Source organism: Campylobacter sp. RM12651 (genome assembly GCF_022369475.1).
Classification (GTDB): Bacteria; Campylobacterota; Campylobacteria; order Campylobacterales; family Campylobacteraceae; genus Campylobacter_E.
The window spans coordinates 367,032-386,440 of record NZ_CP059600.1; the positions used below are offsets into that span (position 1 = coordinate 367,032).

The 19,409-nt window shown below is 28.2% G+C and carries 18 protein-coding genes, 1 pseudogene and 1 riboswitch; of the genes and pseudogenes, 15 read left to right on the top strand and 4 right to left on the bottom strand.

Translation table 11 applies throughout. The annotated features are described in order from the left end of the window. The first annotated feature begins 1 nt into the window (after nucleotide 1). The 4 genes from pssA to AVBRAN_RS01895 are packed head-to-tail and all read left to right on the top strand — an operon-like array spanning nucleotide 2 to nucleotide 3,724. Nucleotides 2-730, top strand: a complete 729-nt coding sequence (pssA, locus tag AVBRAN_RS01880) for a CDP-diacylglycerol--serine O-phosphatidyltransferase (RefSeq protein WP_214115871.1) — start codon at nucleotides 2-4, stop codon at nucleotides 728-730. A 5-nt stretch (nucleotides 731-735) separates the two neighbouring features. Continuing rightward, a complete protein-coding gene (locus tag AVBRAN_RS01885; RefSeq protein WP_239803716.1) occupies nucleotides 736-1,473 on the top strand; it encodes an NYN domain-containing protein in 738 nt (245 codons plus the stop codon). 56 nt (nucleotides 1,474-1,529) lie between these two features. Next, complete coding sequence (locus tag AVBRAN_RS01890) at nucleotides 1,530-3,041, top strand: 2-isopropylmalate synthase (RefSeq protein WP_239803390.1); 1,512 nt, start codon at nucleotides 1,530-1,532, stop codon at nucleotides 3,039-3,041. After that, nucleotides 3,041-3,724, top strand: coding sequence for a hypothetical protein (locus AVBRAN_RS01895; protein ID WP_214115860.1), 684 nt, complete (start codon nucleotides 3,041-3,043; stop codon nucleotides 3,722-3,724). Before AVBRAN_RS01890 ends, AVBRAN_RS01895 begins: the two co-directional genes overlap by 1 nt. A gap of 1 nt (nucleotide 3,725) precedes the next feature. Here AVBRAN_RS01895 and AVBRAN_RS01900 read toward each other — a convergent pair whose 3' ends face one another. After that, a complete protein-coding gene (locus tag AVBRAN_RS01900; RefSeq protein WP_214150232.1) occupies nucleotides 3,726-4,355 on the bottom strand; it encodes a thiamine diphosphokinase in 630 nt (209 codons plus the stop codon). Beyond that, nucleotides 4,352-4,960 (bottom strand): nicotinamide riboside transporter PnuC, encoded by a 609-nt coding sequence (gene pnuC, locus AVBRAN_RS01905; protein WP_239803391.1) that lies wholly within the window; start codon nucleotides 4,958-4,960, stop codon nucleotides 4,352-4,354. The genes AVBRAN_RS01900 and pnuC overlap by 4 nt, the downstream gene beginning before the upstream one ends. After that, a riboswitch (TPP riboswitch) is annotated at nucleotides 4,950-5,036 on the bottom strand. (Overlaps the previous gene by 11 nt.) An 84-nt stretch (nucleotides 5,037-5,120) precedes the next feature. On the opposite strand from pnuC, the gene rpsO reads away from it, so the two are divergent. From rpsO to AVBRAN_RS01960, 11 genes are read left to right on the top strand one after another with little or no spacing between them, the layout of a single operon-like run. After that, the gene (gene rpsO / locus AVBRAN_RS01910) at nucleotides 5,121-5,393 is read left to right on the top strand and encodes a 30S ribosomal protein S15 (protein WP_214115856.1); all 273 of its coding nucleotides are present in this window, start codon (nucleotides 5,121-5,123) and stop codon (nucleotides 5,391-5,393) included. A gap of 29 nt (nucleotides 5,394-5,422) precedes the next feature. Then, a complete protein-coding gene (ybeY, locus tag AVBRAN_RS01915; protein ID WP_239803392.1) occupies nucleotides 5,423-5,836 on the top strand; it encodes an rRNA maturation RNase YbeY in 414 nt (137 codons plus the stop codon). 49 nt (nucleotides 5,837-5,885) lie between these two features. Continuing rightward, nucleotides 5,886-6,176 carry a preprotein translocase subunit YajC gene (gene yajC / locus AVBRAN_RS01920; protein WP_214115855.1) on the top strand — a complete coding sequence of 97 codons (291 nt, stop codon included), beginning with the start codon at nucleotides 5,886-5,888 and terminating at the stop codon, nucleotides 6,174-6,176. Continuing rightward, nucleotides 6,176-7,762 carry a protein translocase subunit SecD gene (gene secD, locus AVBRAN_RS01925; RefSeq protein ID WP_214115854.1) on the top strand — a complete coding sequence of 529 codons (1,587 nt, stop codon included), beginning with the start codon at nucleotides 6,176-6,178 and terminating at the stop codon, nucleotides 7,760-7,762. Before yajC ends, secD begins: the two co-directional genes overlap by 1 nt. After that, nucleotides 7,762-8,736 (top strand): protein translocase subunit SecF, encoded by a 975-nt coding sequence (gene secF, locus AVBRAN_RS01930; protein ID WP_214115853.1) that lies wholly within the window; start codon nucleotides 7,762-7,764, stop codon nucleotides 8,734-8,736. Before secD ends, secF begins: the two co-directional genes overlap by 1 nt. Next, complete coding sequence (locus AVBRAN_RS01935) at nucleotides 8,736-9,080, top strand: DUF6394 family protein (protein WP_214115852.1); 345 nt, start codon at nucleotides 8,736-8,738, stop codon at nucleotides 9,078-9,080. The genes secF and AVBRAN_RS01935 overlap by 1 nt, the downstream gene beginning before the upstream one ends. 10 nt (nucleotides 9,081-9,090) lie before the next feature. After that, complete coding sequence (gene leuS / locus AVBRAN_RS01940) at nucleotides 9,091-11,511, top strand: leucine--tRNA ligase (RefSeq protein WP_214115851.1); 2,421 nt, start codon at nucleotides 9,091-9,093, stop codon at nucleotides 11,509-11,511. Beyond that, nucleotides 11,508-11,984 carry a hypothetical protein gene (locus tag AVBRAN_RS01945; RefSeq protein WP_214115850.1) on the top strand — a complete coding sequence of 159 codons (477 nt, stop codon included), beginning with the start codon at nucleotides 11,508-11,510 and terminating at the stop codon, nucleotides 11,982-11,984. Before leuS ends, AVBRAN_RS01945 begins: the two co-directional genes overlap by 4 nt. A gap of 53 nt (nucleotides 11,985-12,037) precedes the next feature. After that, nucleotides 12,038-13,585: a GGDEF domain-containing protein gene (locus AVBRAN_RS01950; protein WP_214115849.1), complete on the top strand. Its 1,548-nt coding sequence runs from the start codon at nucleotides 12,038-12,040 to the stop codon at nucleotides 13,583-13,585. After that, nucleotides 13,569-14,702, top strand: coding sequence for a Mur ligase family protein (locus AVBRAN_RS01955; RefSeq protein WP_239803393.1), 1,134 nt, complete (start codon nucleotides 13,569-13,571; stop codon nucleotides 14,700-14,702). The genes AVBRAN_RS01950 and AVBRAN_RS01955 overlap by 17 nt, the downstream gene beginning before the upstream one ends. After that, nucleotides 14,683-17,547, top strand: coding sequence for a DEAD/DEAH box helicase (locus tag AVBRAN_RS01960; protein ID WP_239803394.1), 2,865 nt, complete (start codon nucleotides 14,683-14,685; stop codon nucleotides 17,545-17,547). The genes AVBRAN_RS01955 and AVBRAN_RS01960 overlap by 20 nt, the downstream gene beginning before the upstream one ends. Nucleotides 17,548-17,558: 11 nt before the next feature. On the opposite strand, the pseudogene fliI reads toward AVBRAN_RS01960, so the two are convergent. Together fliI and folE are read right to left on the bottom strand one after the other, a co-directional pair. Continuing rightward, nucleotides 17,559-18,864, bottom strand: a pseudogene (gene fliI / locus AVBRAN_RS01965) (flagellar protein export ATPase FliI). Then, nucleotides 18,861-19,400, bottom strand: coding sequence for a GTP cyclohydrolase I FolE (gene folE / locus AVBRAN_RS01970; RefSeq protein WP_214120540.1), 540 nt, complete (start codon nucleotides 19,398-19,400; stop codon nucleotides 18,861-18,863). The pseudogene fliI and the gene folE overlap by 4 nt, the downstream one beginning before the upstream one ends. Nucleotides 19,401-19,409: the final 9 nt, after the last annotated feature.

The following is a 19,409-nucleotide window of genomic DNA, read 5'->3' on the forward strand; positions in this document are numbered from 1 at the left end:
AATGGAAAAAAATTCTCATAAATTAGCTTATATTTTACCTAATTTATTTACAGCAGCATCTATATTTTTAGGCGTTTTAAGTATTTTAGCGTCTATTAAAGGCGATTATGATAAAGCTATGATTTTAATTATAGTAAGTTTGATTTGTGATGGCCTTGATGGTCGTGTGGCAAGACTTACAAATACAGCTTCAAAATTTGGAGTAGAATTTGATAGTTTAGCTGATATTATTGCTTTTGGAGTTGCACCTGCAGTACTATTTTATTTTAATTTAGGTCAAGAATATGGAAGACTTGGTTCTCTTGCTATGGCTGTTTTTATAATATTTGGTGCAATTCGCTTAGCTAGATTTAATGTTACAACAGGCACATATGATCCAAGAGTTTTTATAGGTCTTCCAATTCCAACGGCTGCAGTTGTTTTAGGTATTTGGGTTGTGTTTTATAAACACCATTTTGATAATAATTCATTTATAGAAATTTTTATTATATTTCTTACATTTTTATTATCATTTTTGATGGTGAGCAATGTAAGGTATCCAAGTTTTAAAAAGATAGAATTTCAAAAAGCAAATATTTTAAAAGCTTTAGTGATTTTAATTTTTATTTGTTCTCTTATATATTTACGCCCTTTAGAAATTTTTACCTTAATAATGAGTGCTTATGTTATTTATGGTTTATCAAGAGCGATTTATAATTTATATATAAAAAAGATTAAAAAAGTAGGATAAATATGTTGGATAATAGTAGCGTAGCAGTATTTATAGATGCAGAAAATATACCTGCTAAATATGCTAGAGAAATATTTGACTACGCTTCTAATTATGGAAATGTTATTATTAAAAGAATATATGCTGATTGGAGTAAAGAAAATATTCAAAATTGGCGTGAAAAAATATTTGATTATGGCATTATTGCAATGCAGCAATTTTCTACTTCATCGGGTAAAAACTCATCTGATATGTATCTTACAACCGAAGCTTTAAGCATATTTTATGAAAAACAAATAGATGTTTTTGTTATAGTTTCAGGTGATAGTGATTATACGAGTTTGGCTCAAAAATTAAGAGAAAACAAAAAATTAGTAATTGGAATAGGGACTAATAAATCTTTAAAATCATATGTAAATTCATTTAATGAGTTTTTTTATTTGGATAATGAAAAAGTTAAAAGTAATGATAAAGACAGATTAAAAGCAATTCCAAAAGAGCAATTAAAAGAATTAGAACAAATAATTGATAATTTAATTGATGAAAAAACTAGAGCAGAATATGCAGTAATAAATACATATATGCAGAAAAAATATTCTGATTTTCACGCTAAAAATTATGGTTTTAGTAGTTTTAGACAATTAATTGAGAATTTTATTTTAAAACATAAGGAATATCAAGAAAAAGTATCTGATGATAGATGTACTTATTATCTTGTGAAAAATTCTACACTCCTTCGCCCAAACAAGGGCGATATAGACTAAAAATTTATTAATAATACATATACTAACAATACATTAAATTAAAGGAAAGAAAAAAAATGAGTGAAAGAATTATAATATTTGATACAACTTTAAGAGATGGTGAGCAAAGTCCAGGTGCTTCAATGAATACAGAAGAAAAAATCCAAATAGCTTTAGCGCTTGAGCGTTTGGGTGTTGATGTTATGGAAGTAGGGTTTGCAGCATCTAGTCCAGGAGATTACGAAGCGATTAATAAAATTGCGCAAATTATTAAAAACTCAAGCGTTTGTTCTCTTGCAAGATGTGTAGAAAACGACATTATTCAAGCAGGTAAAGCGCTTGAGCCAGCAGCTAAAAAACGCATTCATACATTCATTGCAACAAGCCCAATTCATATGGAATACAAGCTTAAAAAAACTTCAGCAGAAGTTTTAGCAACTGCAGTTAAGAATGTAAAATTAGCTAAGAGTTTATGTGATGATGTTGAGTTTTCTTGTGAAGACGCTTTAAGAAGTGATGTAAATTTTTTAAAAGAAATGGCTGATGCAGTTTATGAAGCAGGTGCAAGGACATTTAATATCCCTGATACTGTTGGATATAGATTACCTGATGAGATTTATAAGGTATTTAAAGAAATTAGCGATTATACAAAAGGAAGACTTATAGTATCAGCACACAATCACAATGATTTAGGTTTAGCTACTGCAAACACACTTGCTGCTATTAAAGGTGGTGCTAGACAAATTGAAGTAACTCTAAACGGCTTAGGTGAGCGTGCAGGAAACGCTGCTTTAGAAGAAGTTGTGATGGCTTTAAAGGTTAGAGCTGATGAATTAGGCGAGTTTTATACCACAATTAATCATAAAGAAATTTATCCATCAAGTAGATTATTATCAAACATAATCGGTGTAAATCCACAACCAAATAAAGCAATAGTAGGTAAAAATGCCTTTTCTCACGAAAGTGGAATTCATCAAGATGGCGTGTTAAAACACCCTGAAACTTATGAGATTATGAAAGCTAGTGATATAGGCTTAGTTCAAGATAATTTAGTTTTAGGAAAACATAGTGGAAGAGCAGCGTTTAATGATAAATTAAAATCTCTTGGCTTTACATTAGATACCGATGAGTTAAATCGTGCATTTGCAGAGTTTAAAGACCTTTGCGATAAGAAAAAAGAAGTATTTGATGAGGATTTAATAGCGATAGTTGCTGCTGATAAGATTAAAATAGAAGAGAAATTTAAGCTAATAAACCTTCAAGTAAGCGATTGTTCATCAGCACTTGCAACTGCTGCTGTTACTATGGAGTGCGATGGAGAAATATTTAGCGAAGCAGCTATTGGAGATGGTGTAATTGATGCAGTATTTAAAGTAATTGATAGAGCTAGCAAGGTAAATGGTAGCTTGCTTGATTATAAGGTTGATGCAGTTAGTAAAGGTAAAGATGCTTTAGCTCAAGTTAGTGTAAAAGTTAGCTTTGAAGGTCAGCGTGCAATCATTGGTCATGGGCTTGACCTTGATACTATGAAAGCTAGTGCTAAGGCATATTTAGGTGCATTAAATAGCTATATTTCAATGAACAAATGATGAAAAAAGTTATAGAATTTGTAAAGGAGTTTAATAAGTTTGCTAAGGATAATTCCTTAGCACTTATAGAATTAGAACAAGCAAATTTCATAGCTAGTGCAAAAGACACTCTAAATCTTAGTAATATTGTAAAAAATATTATTTCTATTAAATTTTATAACCTTTATAAAGGAATAATTTTTTCTGATTTAGATTTATTTGTAGATAGAATACAAATATCACAATTTAGCCTAATTGATAAAAAACATATGTTGCTTTTATTAATAGCTAGTAGAAGTGAAAAATACGCTCAAACTCTAACCAGTAGTTTAAGAGAAGATGAAAGAAAATTTCTTAATACTTATCTTAAAAAAACTAAGGAATTTGTAAATTATGTATTGGATAAAAACAATAAAGACGAAATAGCTTTATTTTTATATGATTTAAATTCTTTTAGAAAATACTTAAAAAAAGATGAATTTTTAATGCCTACGAAAATTTCTAATGCTTTTAATTGGGTTAAAAAAATTGATGATAAAAATATTTTAGATGAATTAGAAAATAGTAAAAAATCATTATTTTTATCAAGAAGAAAATATTATGATAAATTAAATATATATGAAGATGTTGTGAAAGATTATAAAAAATATGAAAAAAAATTAGATTTAATTATTAAAGAGTTTAAATCAAATTCTAATTTATAAATTAAGTAAAATTCAAATATACTAAAAGTTCTTTATTATTATGATTTTTTATACTAAAAGTATTGCCTAATGCTTCGTTTAAAGTCCCACTATTTAGATATTTAAAATTAAAATTATTTAGTTCATATTTAAGGTTTTGTGAGCTAAATTTAGCTCTTTTATCAAGGCAAAATAATGATATTTGCTGACCTTTATAAGAATTAGCAGTAAAATCAGTATTTTTTATAAAAAATTCCCCGTAATTTGTGATTAGTTTTAGATTTATTGTCTTATTAAAGCGATTTTTTAATTTAAAATATTGAAATAATAAAGCTATATTTGCTATAAAATGATCATCTCTTTTGCCCCCAGCACCAAGGATAAAAATATCACTAAAATCCATTGATAAAGCGTATTTATAGGCTTTTGTTAAGTCATTTGTATTTTGATTTTTTACTTTAATTATTTTTGCTTTTGTTTTTAGATTTTGAAAACTATCTAAATCACCAATAATTACATTAGGCTCATAATTATTAGCCAAAAGCAAATTAGCAGCACCATCACAAGCTATTAAAAAATCAGCATTTTTTAGATAATTTAAGGTTATTTTATTGGTGCAAAACTCCCCATTAGCCATAATCACGCAAGTCATTTTAAATCCTTTTTCCAAGAAAATAAGTAAATAATACCTAAGATAAAAAATAAAATCATAAGCATTAATACAGCTAAATTAGAACTATCTTCAATGTAAAGAATGGTCCAAATATAAATAGAAGCAATGTTTGAAATACTTATATAAATATAATGATTTATTATTTTTTTTAGACTTAAAATAGTTGCTATAAGCCCACTTGAGAATATAAAGCTTTCAAGATAAATAAATCTTGATTCTAAATTCTGTAAATAAAAAGAATAAAAATAAGCAATAATAAAAATTGCTATATAAATTAATATAAAATTTTTCAAGTTTAAAGTCTTAATTAAAGTATTTTTATTCCAATAAAAATAGCCATAAATCATCATAGGAAAATAGCATAATAAATACAAAAATACTTCTCCAAAAAGTCTATTTATATAAGCAATATAAGCATAAATTAAAGCATTAAATACACCTACAATAAAGCATAATTTATTTTTTACTCCCATTAATAATACATATAAAATTCCAGTAAAAAGAGCAAAAAAGTTTAAAACATTTGAATTGGTAAAATAAGCAAAAGCTAAACTAAAAATAAGCGAAGTTAAAAATAATCTCATAATATCTCCTTAATCAGCATTACCTGTCCAAGTTCAATGGGTTTAATCTCAGCTAAAAGCACCCCAAAAAAATCTTATTATAATTATAAAAATTAATAATCTTATTAATCAATTTGTTTTATAATCACAGCTTTTAATTTACACCAATTTGGAGGTCAAAATGGCTTTGGATTCGGCAAGAAAAGCTGAAATTATCAGCAAATATGCAAGATTTGGTGGCGACACAGGTTCGTCTGAAGTTCAAATTGCTTTACTTACAGAAAGAATTGCAATATTAACAGAACACTTAAAAGTATTTAAAAAAGACTTTTCATCAAGACTAGGACTACTTAAATTAGTTGGTCAAAGAAAAAGACTTTTAAAATATTTAAAAGCTACAAAATACGATGTTTATGTTAAATTAATTAACGAATTAAACATTAGAGATAAATAATTCTTAGCCCCTTTTTGGGGCAAAATACTATGATTTTATACGATAATTTAGAAGAAATTACCTACCTTGAAAAACTAGCAAATCGTCTAAGCTCTAAAGATATTGAGCTTGTTTTAACTAACAATGATGAAATGCAAGAAATCAATAAAAATACAAGAAATATTGATAAAACTACTGATGTTTTAAGTTTTCCACACGATAATTCTTTTTTAGATACTAATTTTTTAGGCTCATTAGTTATTAATACCGAACTAGCAAAAACTAAAGCTTGTGAATTAGGGCATAGTTTAGAAGATGAAATATCTTTATTATTTATTCATGGAATGTTACATTTATTAGGGTATGACCACGAAATAGATAATGGCGAAATGAGAGCAAAAGAGATTGAGCTAATAAAAGAATTTAATTTACCAACAAGCCTTATAGTAAGAACTTTAGATTAAATCTTTTTATGTAGAATGATAACTATTTTATTTTTTAAAAGGATATTCTATGGAACAAAATGCTTTAGTTCAATTTTTACCATTAATCGTATTATTTGCGATTTTTTATTTTTTAATTATTCGCCCACAACAAAAACAAGCAAAAGCACATAAAGAAATGCTAAATTCACTTACTAAAGGTGATAAAATAGTTACCAATGGTGGTTTAATTGTTGAAGTTGTAAAAGCTGAAGATGATTATTTAAAAATTAGATTAAATGATGATGTTGTTGCTAAATTAGATAAAAATTTTGTAGCTAGAAAAGTAGAAAACACAAATAATTCGGAAGCAACAAAATAATGCGTAATCAAAAAACAAAAAGTATCACATATCGTTTTTATGTTTTAGTTTTTGTTACACTTTTTGGCATATTTTTAAGTGTGCCAAGCTTTTTTTCTATAAATGGTCCTAAGATTAATTTAGGGCTTGATTTACAAGGCGGACTTCATATGCTTTTAGGTGTAGAAACCAATGAAGCTATAAAGTCTAAAGTAAAATCAATCGCTTCAAGTATTAATTATTCTTTTAATAAAGAAAATATTTTAACTGATGGATTTAAAAGTAATGATGGTGTAATACATTTTGAACTACTAGATAAAGATGATACTGCTAAAGTAGATAAAATAATTAAAGAACTAAAAGGCTTAAAAGTTAGTGTTAATAATTCTTTTTATGAGATTACTTTAACACCTGAAGAAGAAGTTCAAACTGCTAAATTTGCAATAGATCAAGCTGTAGAAACTATTAGAAATAGACTTGATTTATTTGGGCTTTCAGAGCCAACTGTTGCTAAACAAGGTGAAGATAAAATCTTGGTTGAAATTCCAGGCGTAAAAACTGCTGAAGATGAGCAAAGAGCTAAAGATTTAATAGCTAAAGCTGCACATTTACAACTAATGGAAGTAGATAGAGCTAAGGCTGATCAAGGCAATATGTTAAGTCCTGAAGAAGCAGCAAGTTATGGAGATATTATTTTACCTGATGTAAAAGATAAAAATATTAAATATGTTTTAAAAGAATTACCTATTTTAGATGGCTCTATGTTAATTGATGCTAGAGTAGGATTTTCTGATAAAACTGCTCAACCTGTTATTAATTTTACACTTAATTCAGAAGGTGCAAAAATATTTGGAGATTTCACAGGTAAAAAAGTAGGTCATCAATTAGCAATAGTTTTAGATGGTAAGGTATATTCAGCTCCTAGAATTAATGAAAGAATAGGTGGTGGTAGCGGACAAATTAGTGGGAATTTCAGTGTTGAAGAAGCACACGATTTAGCTATCGCACTAAGAAGTGGGGCTTTATTAGCACCTGTTAAATTACTTGAAAAAAGAAGCGTAGGGCCAAGTTTGGGTGCTGATAGTATTGAGCAAAGTTTAGTTGCACTTTTAGGTGTATTTTTGATGATTGTTGTTTTTATGGGAGTTTATTACGGAATTAGTGGTTTGTTTGCAAATATCGCTCTAATTTCTAATATATTCTTATTAGTAGCAGTAATGGCACTTTTTGGAGCAACACTTACTCTTCCTGGTATGGCTGGGATTGTTCTAACCGTCGGTATGGCTGTAGATGCGAATGTTATTATTAATGAGCGTATTAGAGAGCTTATAAGAGATGGCGTTAATTTAAGAGATGCTATAAATAATGGTTATCATAACGCAATGAGTGCGATTTTAGATAGTAACCTAACTACTTTAATTACAAGTGCTGCATTATATGCTTATGGAACTGGTGCTATTAAAGGATTTGCTGTTACTATGAGTATAGGAATAATTGCATCTATGATAACAGCAATTATAGGAACTCATGCTTTATTTGATTTGTTTGCTAATAGAATTGAAAAAAGTGGTAATACAAGACTTTGGTTTGGTTATAGGAGAGTGTGATGCAAGTATTTTCTAGTAAAAAAATATATGATTTTATGAGGCTTAGATTTGCATCTATTGGCTTATCTTTTGTTTTAGTTATTGGCTCTATTATTTTATTATTTACACAAGGTCTAAATTACGGAATTGATTTTAGTGGTGGGACTTTAGTTCAGATAAAATACACTAATAAAAATGCTCCTTTAGATGATATTCGTAATATCTTAAATCAAAATGAAGCTTTAAAAGGTGCTAGCGTTACGGAATTTGGAAGTAGTGATGAAGTAGTAATTAGATTTTCAAGTTCAAGTGATAGTTTAGGTAAAGATGTAGGAGATACTATTGTAAAAATGTTATCTTCAACAGGCGATATTGAGCTAAGAAGAGTTGATATTGTTGGACCAAAAGTTGGTGGAGAATTAAGACAAAAAGGTTTAATGGCTATTTTGGTATCTTTTGCACTTATTTTAGTTTATATAGCTATTAGGTTTGAATGGCGTTTTGCTATGGCTGCAATTATTAGTGAAATTCACGATATTGTAATAGTTATTGGAGCGATTTCTCTTTTTCAAATTGATGTTAACCTTGATACTTTAGCAGCTATTTTAACCGTTTTAGGCTATTCACTAAATGATACAATTATTATTTTTGATAGAATTCGTGAAAGCATAAAAGAGAGTAAAAGCACTAATTTAGGCAGTATTATTAACGAAAGCGTATCAGCAACCTTATCAAGAACAACTCTTACATCAGGAACAACACTCTTTACGGTTTTAATTTTGTTTTTTTATGGTGGAGACATGATACACGGCTTTTCTCTTGCTTTAATAGTTGGGGTTATTGCAGGAACTTTAAGTTCAATTTTTGTAGCAAGCCCACTTTTAATGTGGTTTAATTTTAGTGTTAGTAATTATAGAACTAAAGAACTTGATAAAATCAAGAAAAAAGAAGAAAAAGAACGCCTAAGAGCAATGTATGAAAAAGGACAATTATAATGGATTTTGGAAGAGTAATTCATATATTCTTTACATTGATGAGTTTAACTACAACGGCTGGCTTTTTATATTATCAAAGCCCTGTGGCATTATTTATAGCAGCTAGCATTAATTTGGTTTCAACACTTTTAAAAATTGGTGTTAGAAATATTTTAAGCACAGAGATTTTTGCAAGTTCACTTGTAACTGATGTGCATTTAATAATAGCTTTTGTTTTAACTCAAATTTATGGAACTAGTATGAGTGATTTGGTATATAGTATGACAATAGGTGCTGTAATATCAAATATATTTACACTTATTTTAGTATTGATTGAAGCTATTAAAAATAAAGATGAATTTTAAGGACTAATTTATGTACAACGCAAAAGAAGTTGAGAAAAAATGGCAAGAAATTTGGGATAAAGAGAATTATTACGAACCTAGTAATGATTTTAGTAAAGAAAAAAAATATATATTATCAATGTTTCCATACCCAAGTGGTAAAATCCATATGGGACATGTAAGAAACTATGCAATAGGTGATGCTTTAGCAAGACGCTTTAGAACTATGGGCTATAATGTTTTACACCCACTAGGGTTTGATAGTTTTGGTATGCCTGCTGAAAATGCTGCTATAAAATATGGGCTTCATCCTAAAAAATGGACTTATGAAAATATTGATTATATGAAAAAAGAACTTTATTCTTTAGGTTTTTCGTTTTCTAAGACAAGATTGCTTGCTACAAGTGATGAGATTTATACTAAATTTGAGCAAGAAATTTTTGCAAAAATGTATGAAGCAGGTCTAATTTATACAAAAAAAGCTAATGTAAATTGGTGTGATAATGATAAAACCGTTTTAGCAAACGAACAAGTTGAAGATGGCAAATGCTGGAGATGTGGTCATGAAGTAGAGCAAAAATCTATGAATGGTTATTATGTAAGAATTACAAAATATGCTGAAGAATTATTAAAAGATTTAAAATATTTAGAAGATAAATGGCCAAATCAAGTTTTAACAATGCAAGAAAATTGGATAGGCAAAAGCGATGGATTGGAATTTGAATTAGATGTATCAAGTTCTAATAAAGATTTAGATGGATTAAAATTCAGCGTATTTACAACCCGTGCTGATACGATTTTCGGACTTTCTTATTTTGCTTTAGCACCTGAACATGAAATTACTAAAAAAGTTTTAGAAACTAATTTAATAAGTGAAAATGATAAAGATAAAATTAAAGCTATGCAAAATATGAGTGCTAAAAATAGAGCTCAAAGTGAAAAAGAAGGCGTATTTTTAGGTATTTATGCAATTCATCCAATAACTAAAGAAAAATTACCTGTATGGGTAGCAAATTTCGTTTTAGCTGATTATGGTAGTGGTGCTGTTATGGCAGTTCCAGCTCACGATGAAAGAGATTTTGAGTTTGCTAAAAAATATAATTTAAATATAAAATATGTAATAAATGGCGAAAATAAAAAAGATAATGAACCTTTTACTGAATATGGAATTTTATTTGATAGTGCAGAATTTAGTGGCTTAGATAGTGCTAGTGCTAGAATTGCAATTGCTAAAGAATTTGAAAATAGAAAAATCGGTAAAAGTATAATCAATTATAAATTAAGAGATTGGGGTATATCTCGTCAAAGATATTGGGGAGCTCCTATTCCGATTGTTAAATGCGATACTTGTGGAAGCGTAGTTGAGAATAATTTACCAGTAGCTTTACCTGAAGATGTAGTAATTGATGGAGAAGGAAATCCACTTGAAAAACACCCTACATTTAAACAATGTAAATGCCCTAAATGTGGAAAAGACGCAATTAGAGAGAGCGATACAATGGATACATTTTTCCAAAGTTCTTGGTATTTTGCAAGATTTGCAAGTAATCCTAGCAATTGGAATACAAAAGCAATTGATGATGAAGCAAAATATTGGATGAATGTAGATCAATATATTGGTGGTATTGAACACGCGATTTTACACTTATTATATGCTAGATTTTTCCAAAAAGCTCTAAGGGATTTAGGATATTTAAATGTAGATGAGCCGTTTGAACGCTTACTTACTCAAGGTATGGTTTTAAAAGATGGTGCTAAGATGAGTAAAAGCAAGGGCAATACGGTTGATCCTGATGATATTATTAAAAATTACGGAGCTGATACTGCAAGACTTTTCATACTTTTTGCTGCACCACCTCAAAAAGAATTAGAATGGAATGATAGTGCGGTTGAAGGTGCTTATAGATTTTTAAATAGACTTTATGATAAGGCTTTAGGGATTAATGTAGTTGATTTTAGTAATATAAATCACGCAAATCTTAGTAAAGATGATAAATTAGCAAGACTTAAAGTATATGAAGCTTTAAAAAAGGCTGATGATGTATTTAATAAAACTTACGCATTTAATACATTAATAGCTGCTTGTATGGAAGGCTTAAATGCTTTAAATAACGCAAGTAGTGATGAAGTTTTAAGTGAAGGTTTTGCAATAATTTTAAGCATACTTGACCCAATTATTCCACATTTAGCAAGTGAGTTAAGTGAGAAATTATTTAATAGAACAAATATTAAAACTTATGAATTAAAAGAAGAAGTATTTGTAAGCGATACAATAAAACTTGGAATTAGTATTAATGGTAAAAATAGAGCAGAGATTGAAGTTGATGCAAATGCTAATCAAGATGAAATTATCAAAATAGCAAAAGATAAAGCAGCTAAATGGCTAGAAGATAAGATTATCGTAAAAGAAATTTATATTCCTAATAAATTAGTAAATATTGTAATTAAATGAAAAAAATACTTTTAAGTTTTACATTATTTTTTTGTGCTTGTGGCTATGCACCTTTGAATGTAGCCACTAGCAAAATGTTAGGCGAAAGTGTCAATGTAATTACTATTATAAATAAGGCTGAACCTAAAGATAGTATTACTTTAAATGATAATTTTACGAATTATGTAGAACATTATATGCATAAAAGTGTTAGTAAAACTGCAGATAGTAAGATTATTTTAAGAATTCTTAGTAGTGAATTTATACCTTTATATTATGATGAATTTGGATACGCTAAGAGCTATAAAGCTATTATTAGATTAGAATTTAATGTAACTTTTCAAGATGAAACAACTAAAAAAATTATAACTTCAGGCGAGCATATTTTTAATACAAATACAATTAGTGTTTTAAGTGATGAGCAAAAAAGTAGAGCTATTAATTTAGCTAGCCAAAAGGCGTTTAACGAATTTGCTTTAAGAATTATTATGTAGTTAATAATTAATTTTGTTTTGTTAGTATTAAGAAAAAATTTTAAAGAGAAAAAATGTCTATTAATATTAATGTGATTGCTAAAGAAACAATTGTAGAACTTACCAAAAGGAACTTATTATTAACTCCTGAAAATTATTCAGAAGTTTTTGATGAGATTGCTAAAAAGTATGGAAGAACAACTCAAAATATTGATAAAATTCAAGGGTATATTTCTAAATTAAATCCCACATTAGCTCAAGATGTAAAAGGAAGAAATGTAAAAAGCTTAGAAGAATTAGTAGTATTTTTAATCTCTAAAGCTAATGGTATAAAAGAGGATAATAGTGATAAAAAGCTCATAATAAACTATAATATAATTTGTAAAAAATTATTAAAAATATTATCAAATTTACCAAATAAATCAACTAAAACTCTTAGTGAAGAAGCTTTAAATAAATTAAATAATTCAAGTCTAAAAACATTAGAAGAATTAAAAAAAGATTGGATTAGGGTAGATGATGATTTATTAGAACTTAATAATAAAATTCAACATTTAGGATTAAACTCAAGAGATGATTTTTTAGAAATTTTAGATGAATTATCTTTAAAAATTGAAAGAAATAATTCTAATGCAGTGTGTGAAAATTTAGCTCCATCTGTGGCTTATTCTTTAACTCCATCAATTGCTAATTATGTAAATGATGAAATCAATCAGTTTTGTGAGAGTATAAATGCAGAACCGCAAATATTAGGCGTAAAGCAAATTACAGAGCAATTTAGAAATCTAGTCAAAAAAAGAATAGATATTGATAGAGCAGAAATTTCAAGTTCAAATAAAGTTTTAAATGATGTTTTGGAGCAAATTAGCGATAAGATTGTAAGTATTCTTAGTATGGCTACAAATTCTCAACAAAAAGTTCAAGAAATTAAAAAAGAAATTGAAAGTATTAAAGCTGAAGATGAAGCTATGCAGACTATTAAAGCAAGATTGATAGCTATAGTTGCTATGTTTGAAAAAGAAATAATAGATTTAAAAGAAAAAACAAAATTAGATGCCGATACTCTAGGTGATCTTAAAATTAAAGTTCAAGGATTAGAGCAAGAAATTAATAAACTAAGAGAAGAAACTCAAGTAGATTTTCTAACTCAACTTGCAAATAAGCGTCAATTAGAAGAGCAATTAAAATTAGCTGAAGAATCTTATGAAAGATATAATATAAATTATTCAATAGCATTTTTTGATATTGACCATTTTAAGTTTATAAATGATACCTATGGACACGCAGCAGGAGATACTATACTTGCTAATTTAGGAAATATTATTTTAAATAACATTAGAAAATTAGATTGTGCGGGAAGATATGGTGGGGAAGAATTTATGGTAATTCTTCCACATTCATCAATTGATGATGCAGTAAAATTTGCTGAAAAAATTAGAGTTTTAGTATCAGAGCAAAAGTTTTTATGTAAAGGTAAGACTATTAGTATAAAAGTAAGCGGTGGTGTAAGTGATAGAAGAAGCTATGAGACCCAAGAGCAATTTATTGAAGCTGTTGATAAATTATTATACGCAGCAAAAAATGCAGGTAGAAATAATATAAAAAGTGCAAGTAGAAAATAAACTTTCAAATTATTTAGATAATTTAGCGGAATTTTACGAGAAATTTGACCTTTTTAAGGCTCATAGATTTAAGCATTTGCTAAATTATGATTTTGATACAAAAGTAGTGCAAATTTTAGGCACTAATGGTAAAGGTAGTACGGGAAGATACCTTGCTTTAATGCTTAGTGATAGCGGGTATAAAGTAGGGCATTTTATAAGTCCACATATATTTTCTTACAAAGAAAGATTTAGTATATTTCAAAATCAAGTTATGCAAGATATTGATTTAGACATAGCTCATAATATTTTGCAAGATAAATTAAAAAAGCTTAATTTAAAAGAAAATCTTAGTTATTTTGAATATTTATGTTTTTTATCACCTATTGTTTTTAGTGAGTGTGATTATGTAATTTTTGAAGCTGGACTTGGTGGAGAATACGATGCTACAAGTATTTTTAAAAGAGATTTATGTGTATTTACTCCGATTAGTATTGACCACGCCGATATTTTAGGTTCTAATTTAGATGATATTTTTAGAACTAAAATTAAAGCAATGTGTGGTGTTAATATTTTTGCTAATAAAAATGAGATGATATTAAAAGCGGCCATTCAAAAAGGAGTTAAGGCTAGTTTTTTAAATGCTGATTATTCAAAATTATGCCTTGATGAAAATGAGTTTTTAAAACATAATTTTAGCTTAGCTCAACTTGCATATTTTGAGTTAGAAAAACATTTTTATATAGGTAAAGCAATTAAATTAGATTTAAGAGCAAGATGTGAAAAACTAGCAAGTAATTTAATAATAGATGTAGGGCATAACGCTGCAGCTGCAAAGAATTTAAATCAAGAAATTAAAAAACAATTCCCAACTAAAGTTAGTTTAATTGCTAATTTTTTTGCCAATAAAGATGTAAAAGATATTTTAAGTATTTTAAAGCCAAGTATTAATGAAGTTTTGGTTTTTAACTATAAAAGCGAACATAGAGCTTTAGCAAATGTTAAAGAGATTTGCAAAGAATTAGACATTAAATGTAGTGATTTTAGTGATTTTGATATAGATAAAAATTATGCAGTTTTTGGCTCTTTTATGCTAGTAGAAAGGTTTTTGAGATTTTATGCAAGCAAATCTTTATGAGTATTTAATAAATAATAAAAATTATGCAAAAATTATTATATGTGAAGACTTAAACGAAGCAAAATCTTTATCAAATGTAGCTTTATATTTAGGGATAAATAGTTTTATTTTACCTGATTTTAGAGCAGAGATTAATGACGATTTACGCTCGTTTTCTATGGAATTATTTGATATTTCAAAAGTTTTAAGTGATTATTACGATTATCAAGATAAAAAGATTTTAATAATCCCTATTAATACTATTAAAAAACCACTTCCAAGTAAAGATGATTTAAAGTGTTTAAAGATTGAATTTGGCGATAGGATTAATTTAAATTCTTTAGCAAAAGAGCTTTTAAGGTTAAATTATAATTTAGTTGATATGGTTCAAAGTCCAGGAGAATTTAGCATAGGTCATGAAAAAATTGATATTTTTTCATTGAAATATGAAAATCCAATTAGAATAGTTTTATTTGATGATGAAGTAGAAAGTATTAAATATTTTGATGCAAATTCTGGACTTAGCTATAAAGAAGAGTGTGAATATTGTGATATTTTGCCGTTAATTTCTTATGTAAGCGAAGAAAAATACGAAGAAATCAAAGAAAGTATTTTAAATAATGATGATTTAAATGAATACGAAAGTGTATTTTATTGGCATTTAAAACTTAGTAATTATTTAGAGTTTTCTTATGTTTGCACGAAAGAATTTGAATTAGGAAATATAATTTCTAAAGCTAAAAAATATAGCGATATGGTGTTTAATCCTAGCAATGATTTTTTCAAATTAAACTCAAATAAAAAAATAAAATTACTAGCTAGTAATGAGAATAAATTCTTAGATTATAAATTAGGTGAAAATGTAGAAAAAATCATCTCAAATGCAGTTTTAAATATTCAAAGCGATGATGAATTAATATTAAGTCTTAATAAATATTATAAAAAAGAGAAAAAATATAAATCAAGCATAGTTTTAGATGAGCTTATAAAAAATGATTATGTAGTTCATGAGCGATACGGCGTAGGTAGATTTTTAGGATTAGAATTAATAGAAAATGAAGGAAAAAAGCAAGAATTTATTGTGATTGAATATCAAAATGAAAATAAATTGCTACTTCCAACTAGCTCACTTTATTTGCTTGATAAATATATTTCAAGTTCAATTCCTGAACTTGATAAATTAGGCAAAAATACTTTTGTAAAACTCAAAGAAAAACTTAAAACTAAATTATTAGCAATTGCAGGTGCTATTACTGAACTAGCAGCAAAAAGGCAGTTAATTGTAACAAAGGCTATTAAAAAACCACTTGATTATGAGATATTTAAGGCTAAAGCAGGATTTGTTTTAACAAGTGATCAAGAAAAAGCAGTTAATGATATTTTTGAAGAGATAAGCAAATGCACTCCTATGGATAGATTACTTAGTGCTGATGTTGGTTTTGGTAAAACCGAAGTCGCAATGCACGCAATTTTTGCCTGTGTTAAAAATGGTTTAAATGCCTTATTTTTTGTCCCGACTACACTTTTATGCTCTCAACATTATAAAACACTTAAAAATCGTTTAGAGCCTTTTGGAATTCAAGTTTTTAGACTTGATAGATTTTCTAATACTAAAAAAGCTATTATGAATACAAAAGAACCAAAGGTTATTATAGGAACTCACGCTTTACTTAGCTTAGCAATTGATGATGTTGGGCTAATTGTAATTGATGAAGAGCATAAATTTGGCGTAAAACAAAAAGAAAAATTAAAAGATATAAGTATAAAAGCTCATCAATTAAGTATGAGTGCTACTCCAATCCCAAGAACGCTTAATCAAGCTTTAAGCACACTTAAGACTTATTCTCAAATTCTAACTCCACCTAATGATAGATTAGATGTAAGAACTTTTGTAAAAACTTATGATGACGCTTTAATTAAAGAAATCATAGCAAGAGAGCTTAGGCGTGGCGGGCAAGTATTTTACATACACAATCACATAGCTTCAATTGAACATAAAAAACGCTATTTAGAAGAGCTTTATCCAAAGCTTAGAATTTTAGTTTTACATTCAAAAATACCAGCAAATGAAGCTGAAGAAAAACTATTTGAATACGAAGAGAAAAAGTATGATTTATTATTATGCACAAGCATTGTTGAAAGTGGAATTGACTTAGCAAATGCAAACACCATAATAGTAGAAAAATCAAACCATTTCGGTATAGCTGATTTGCACCAACTTCGTGGTAGAGTAGGTCGTAGCAAAATACAAGGATTTTGTTATTTTCTAGTTGATAATGAAGAAAGCGTTAGTGAAGATTCTAAGAAAAGATTATTAAGCTTAGCTAGTAACTCGTATTTAGGCAGTGGTAGCACTCTAGCTCAAATGGATTTAGAAATAAGAGGCGGTGGTAATTTATTAGGTGCTGAACAAAGCGGTCATATAGAACAACTTGGCTATGCACTTTATATTAAAATGCTAGAAGCTGAAATTAATCGACTAAGTAAAGGAAATATCACAAAAGAGATTAAATACGAGCAAAAATTATTAGTAAATGCTTATATAAGCGATTATTTAGTGCCTAATGATAAGCTAAGATTAAGCCTTTATAGAAAAATAAATGAGTGCGATAATTTAGCTAGTTTATCTACTATGCAAGATTCTTTTAATGATAGATTTGGCAAATGTGATAGCTATACAAGAAATTATTTTTCACTTATGGCAATTAAAATTTTATGTATTAAGCACGGATTTTGTGAAGTTAGTAATTATGAGCAAAATATAAAACTTTTAAAAGATAATGATGAAAGAATTATTTTAAAAGCACCAAGCAAAAGCGATGATGATATAATAGATACTTTATTAAAATATTTAAATTCTTTATAAGAATTTAAATATTAATTCGGATTAATTAATTTGCTCAAGCATACTTAAAACTTCTTCAAAAGCAAAAGCCTCATCATTTCCTTGTCTTAAAAAATCATTCATATAATCTTTTTTACTCATTGCAAAATCAAGCTCTTTATCGCTACCTTTTACATAAGCACCAATTCTAATTAGAGTTTCGTTTTCTTTTAAAACTGAATTAAGCCTTTTAAACTTAGCAGCATTTTTTTTATGTTCAGGCGTTACCACATCTCCCATAACCCTACTTGCTGAATTTTGAATATTAATCGGAGGATATATTCCAAAATCAGTTAGGCTTCTATCTAATACGATATGCCCATCAAGAATTGACCTGCTTTGATCAGCAATAGGATCACTCATATCATCGCCATCAACCAACACTGTAAAAAATGCTGTAATAGTTCCTTTACCTTCTTCTTTACCAGCTCGCTCCATTAATTGCGGCAATAGATTAAATACACTTGGTGGATAGCCTTTAGCAGTAGGTGGTTCTCCAAGAGCAAGACCGATTTCGCGTTGAGCCATAGCAAAACGAGTAACGCTATCCATTATAAATAATACATCCATTCCTTGTTCTTTAAAAAATTCAGCCACACTCATAGCACAAAATGCCCCATATTTACGCATTAATGCACTATCATCGCTAGTCGCAACTATCATAACGGTATCATCCATTTTACCACCTAAATTCTTATGTATAAACTCAGGAATTTCTCTACCACGCTCACCTATTAAAGCGACTACTTTAACGGCTGCAGGGGCATTTTTAACTATCATTCCCATAAGAGTTGATTTACCAACCCCAGAACCAGCAAAAATGCCTAATTTTTGTCCTACTCCACAAGTTAAAAGTCCATCAATACTTTTAATACCAACAGGAAAAGGCTCGCTTATAAGCCCACGCTTAAGTGCGTCTATTGGTGCTCTTAAAATAGGCATCATTTTACTTGGTGTGATTTTTTCTTTTCCATCTTTTGGACGCATAAATGGATCAACCACACGCCCAAGTAATTCCATAGAGCAAGGAATTTTCATTCCTGCTTCTTCTAAAAATGCTTTATCTCCGATTTTAAAGCCTTCTACAAAATCAAAAGGGCTTAAAAATGAAATATGCTCCTCAATCTTAACAACCATTGCATAAGCGGTTTTTTCCTCGTTTTCAAGTCTTATAACATCGCCTACGCTAGTGATTAATCCTTTAATCTCTATACTAATTGCAGAGATTTTGTATATAAAGCCAAAATTTTGTGAAATTGGTATTTTTGATATTTTATTTTTAAGTTTTTCTAAGTTCATTTTATTAGTGAATAAAATTCTTTCCTAGTTCTTTCATCGCTTAAAAATATGCCTTTAAGAGAACTTGTTATTGTTTTAGAATTTACTTTTTGAATTCCACGCATTTGCATACATAAATGCTCAGCTTCAATAGTTACAGCAACACCTTTTGGCTTTAATATTTCATATAAAGCTAGGCTAATTTGTTCGCATAATTGTTCTTGGATTTGCAATCTTCTTGAATAAACTTCAACAAGTCTAGGTAATTTTGAAAGCCCAACTACTTTTCCATTAGGTATATAAGCAATATGAACTTTTCCAAAAAATGGTAATAAATGGTGTTCGCATAAGCTATAAAAATCAATGTCTTTTACTAAAACCATTTCATTGTTATCAGTGTTAAAAATAGCTTCGTTTAAAATTTCTTTTGGATTTTTTGTATAGCCACTACATAAGAATTCATATGATTTTTGAACCCTTTCAGGTGTTTTTACTAATCCTTCTCTATTTGGATTTTCACCAATTTTTATTAATAAATTTTTAATTAAGTCTTGCATTCTTTACCT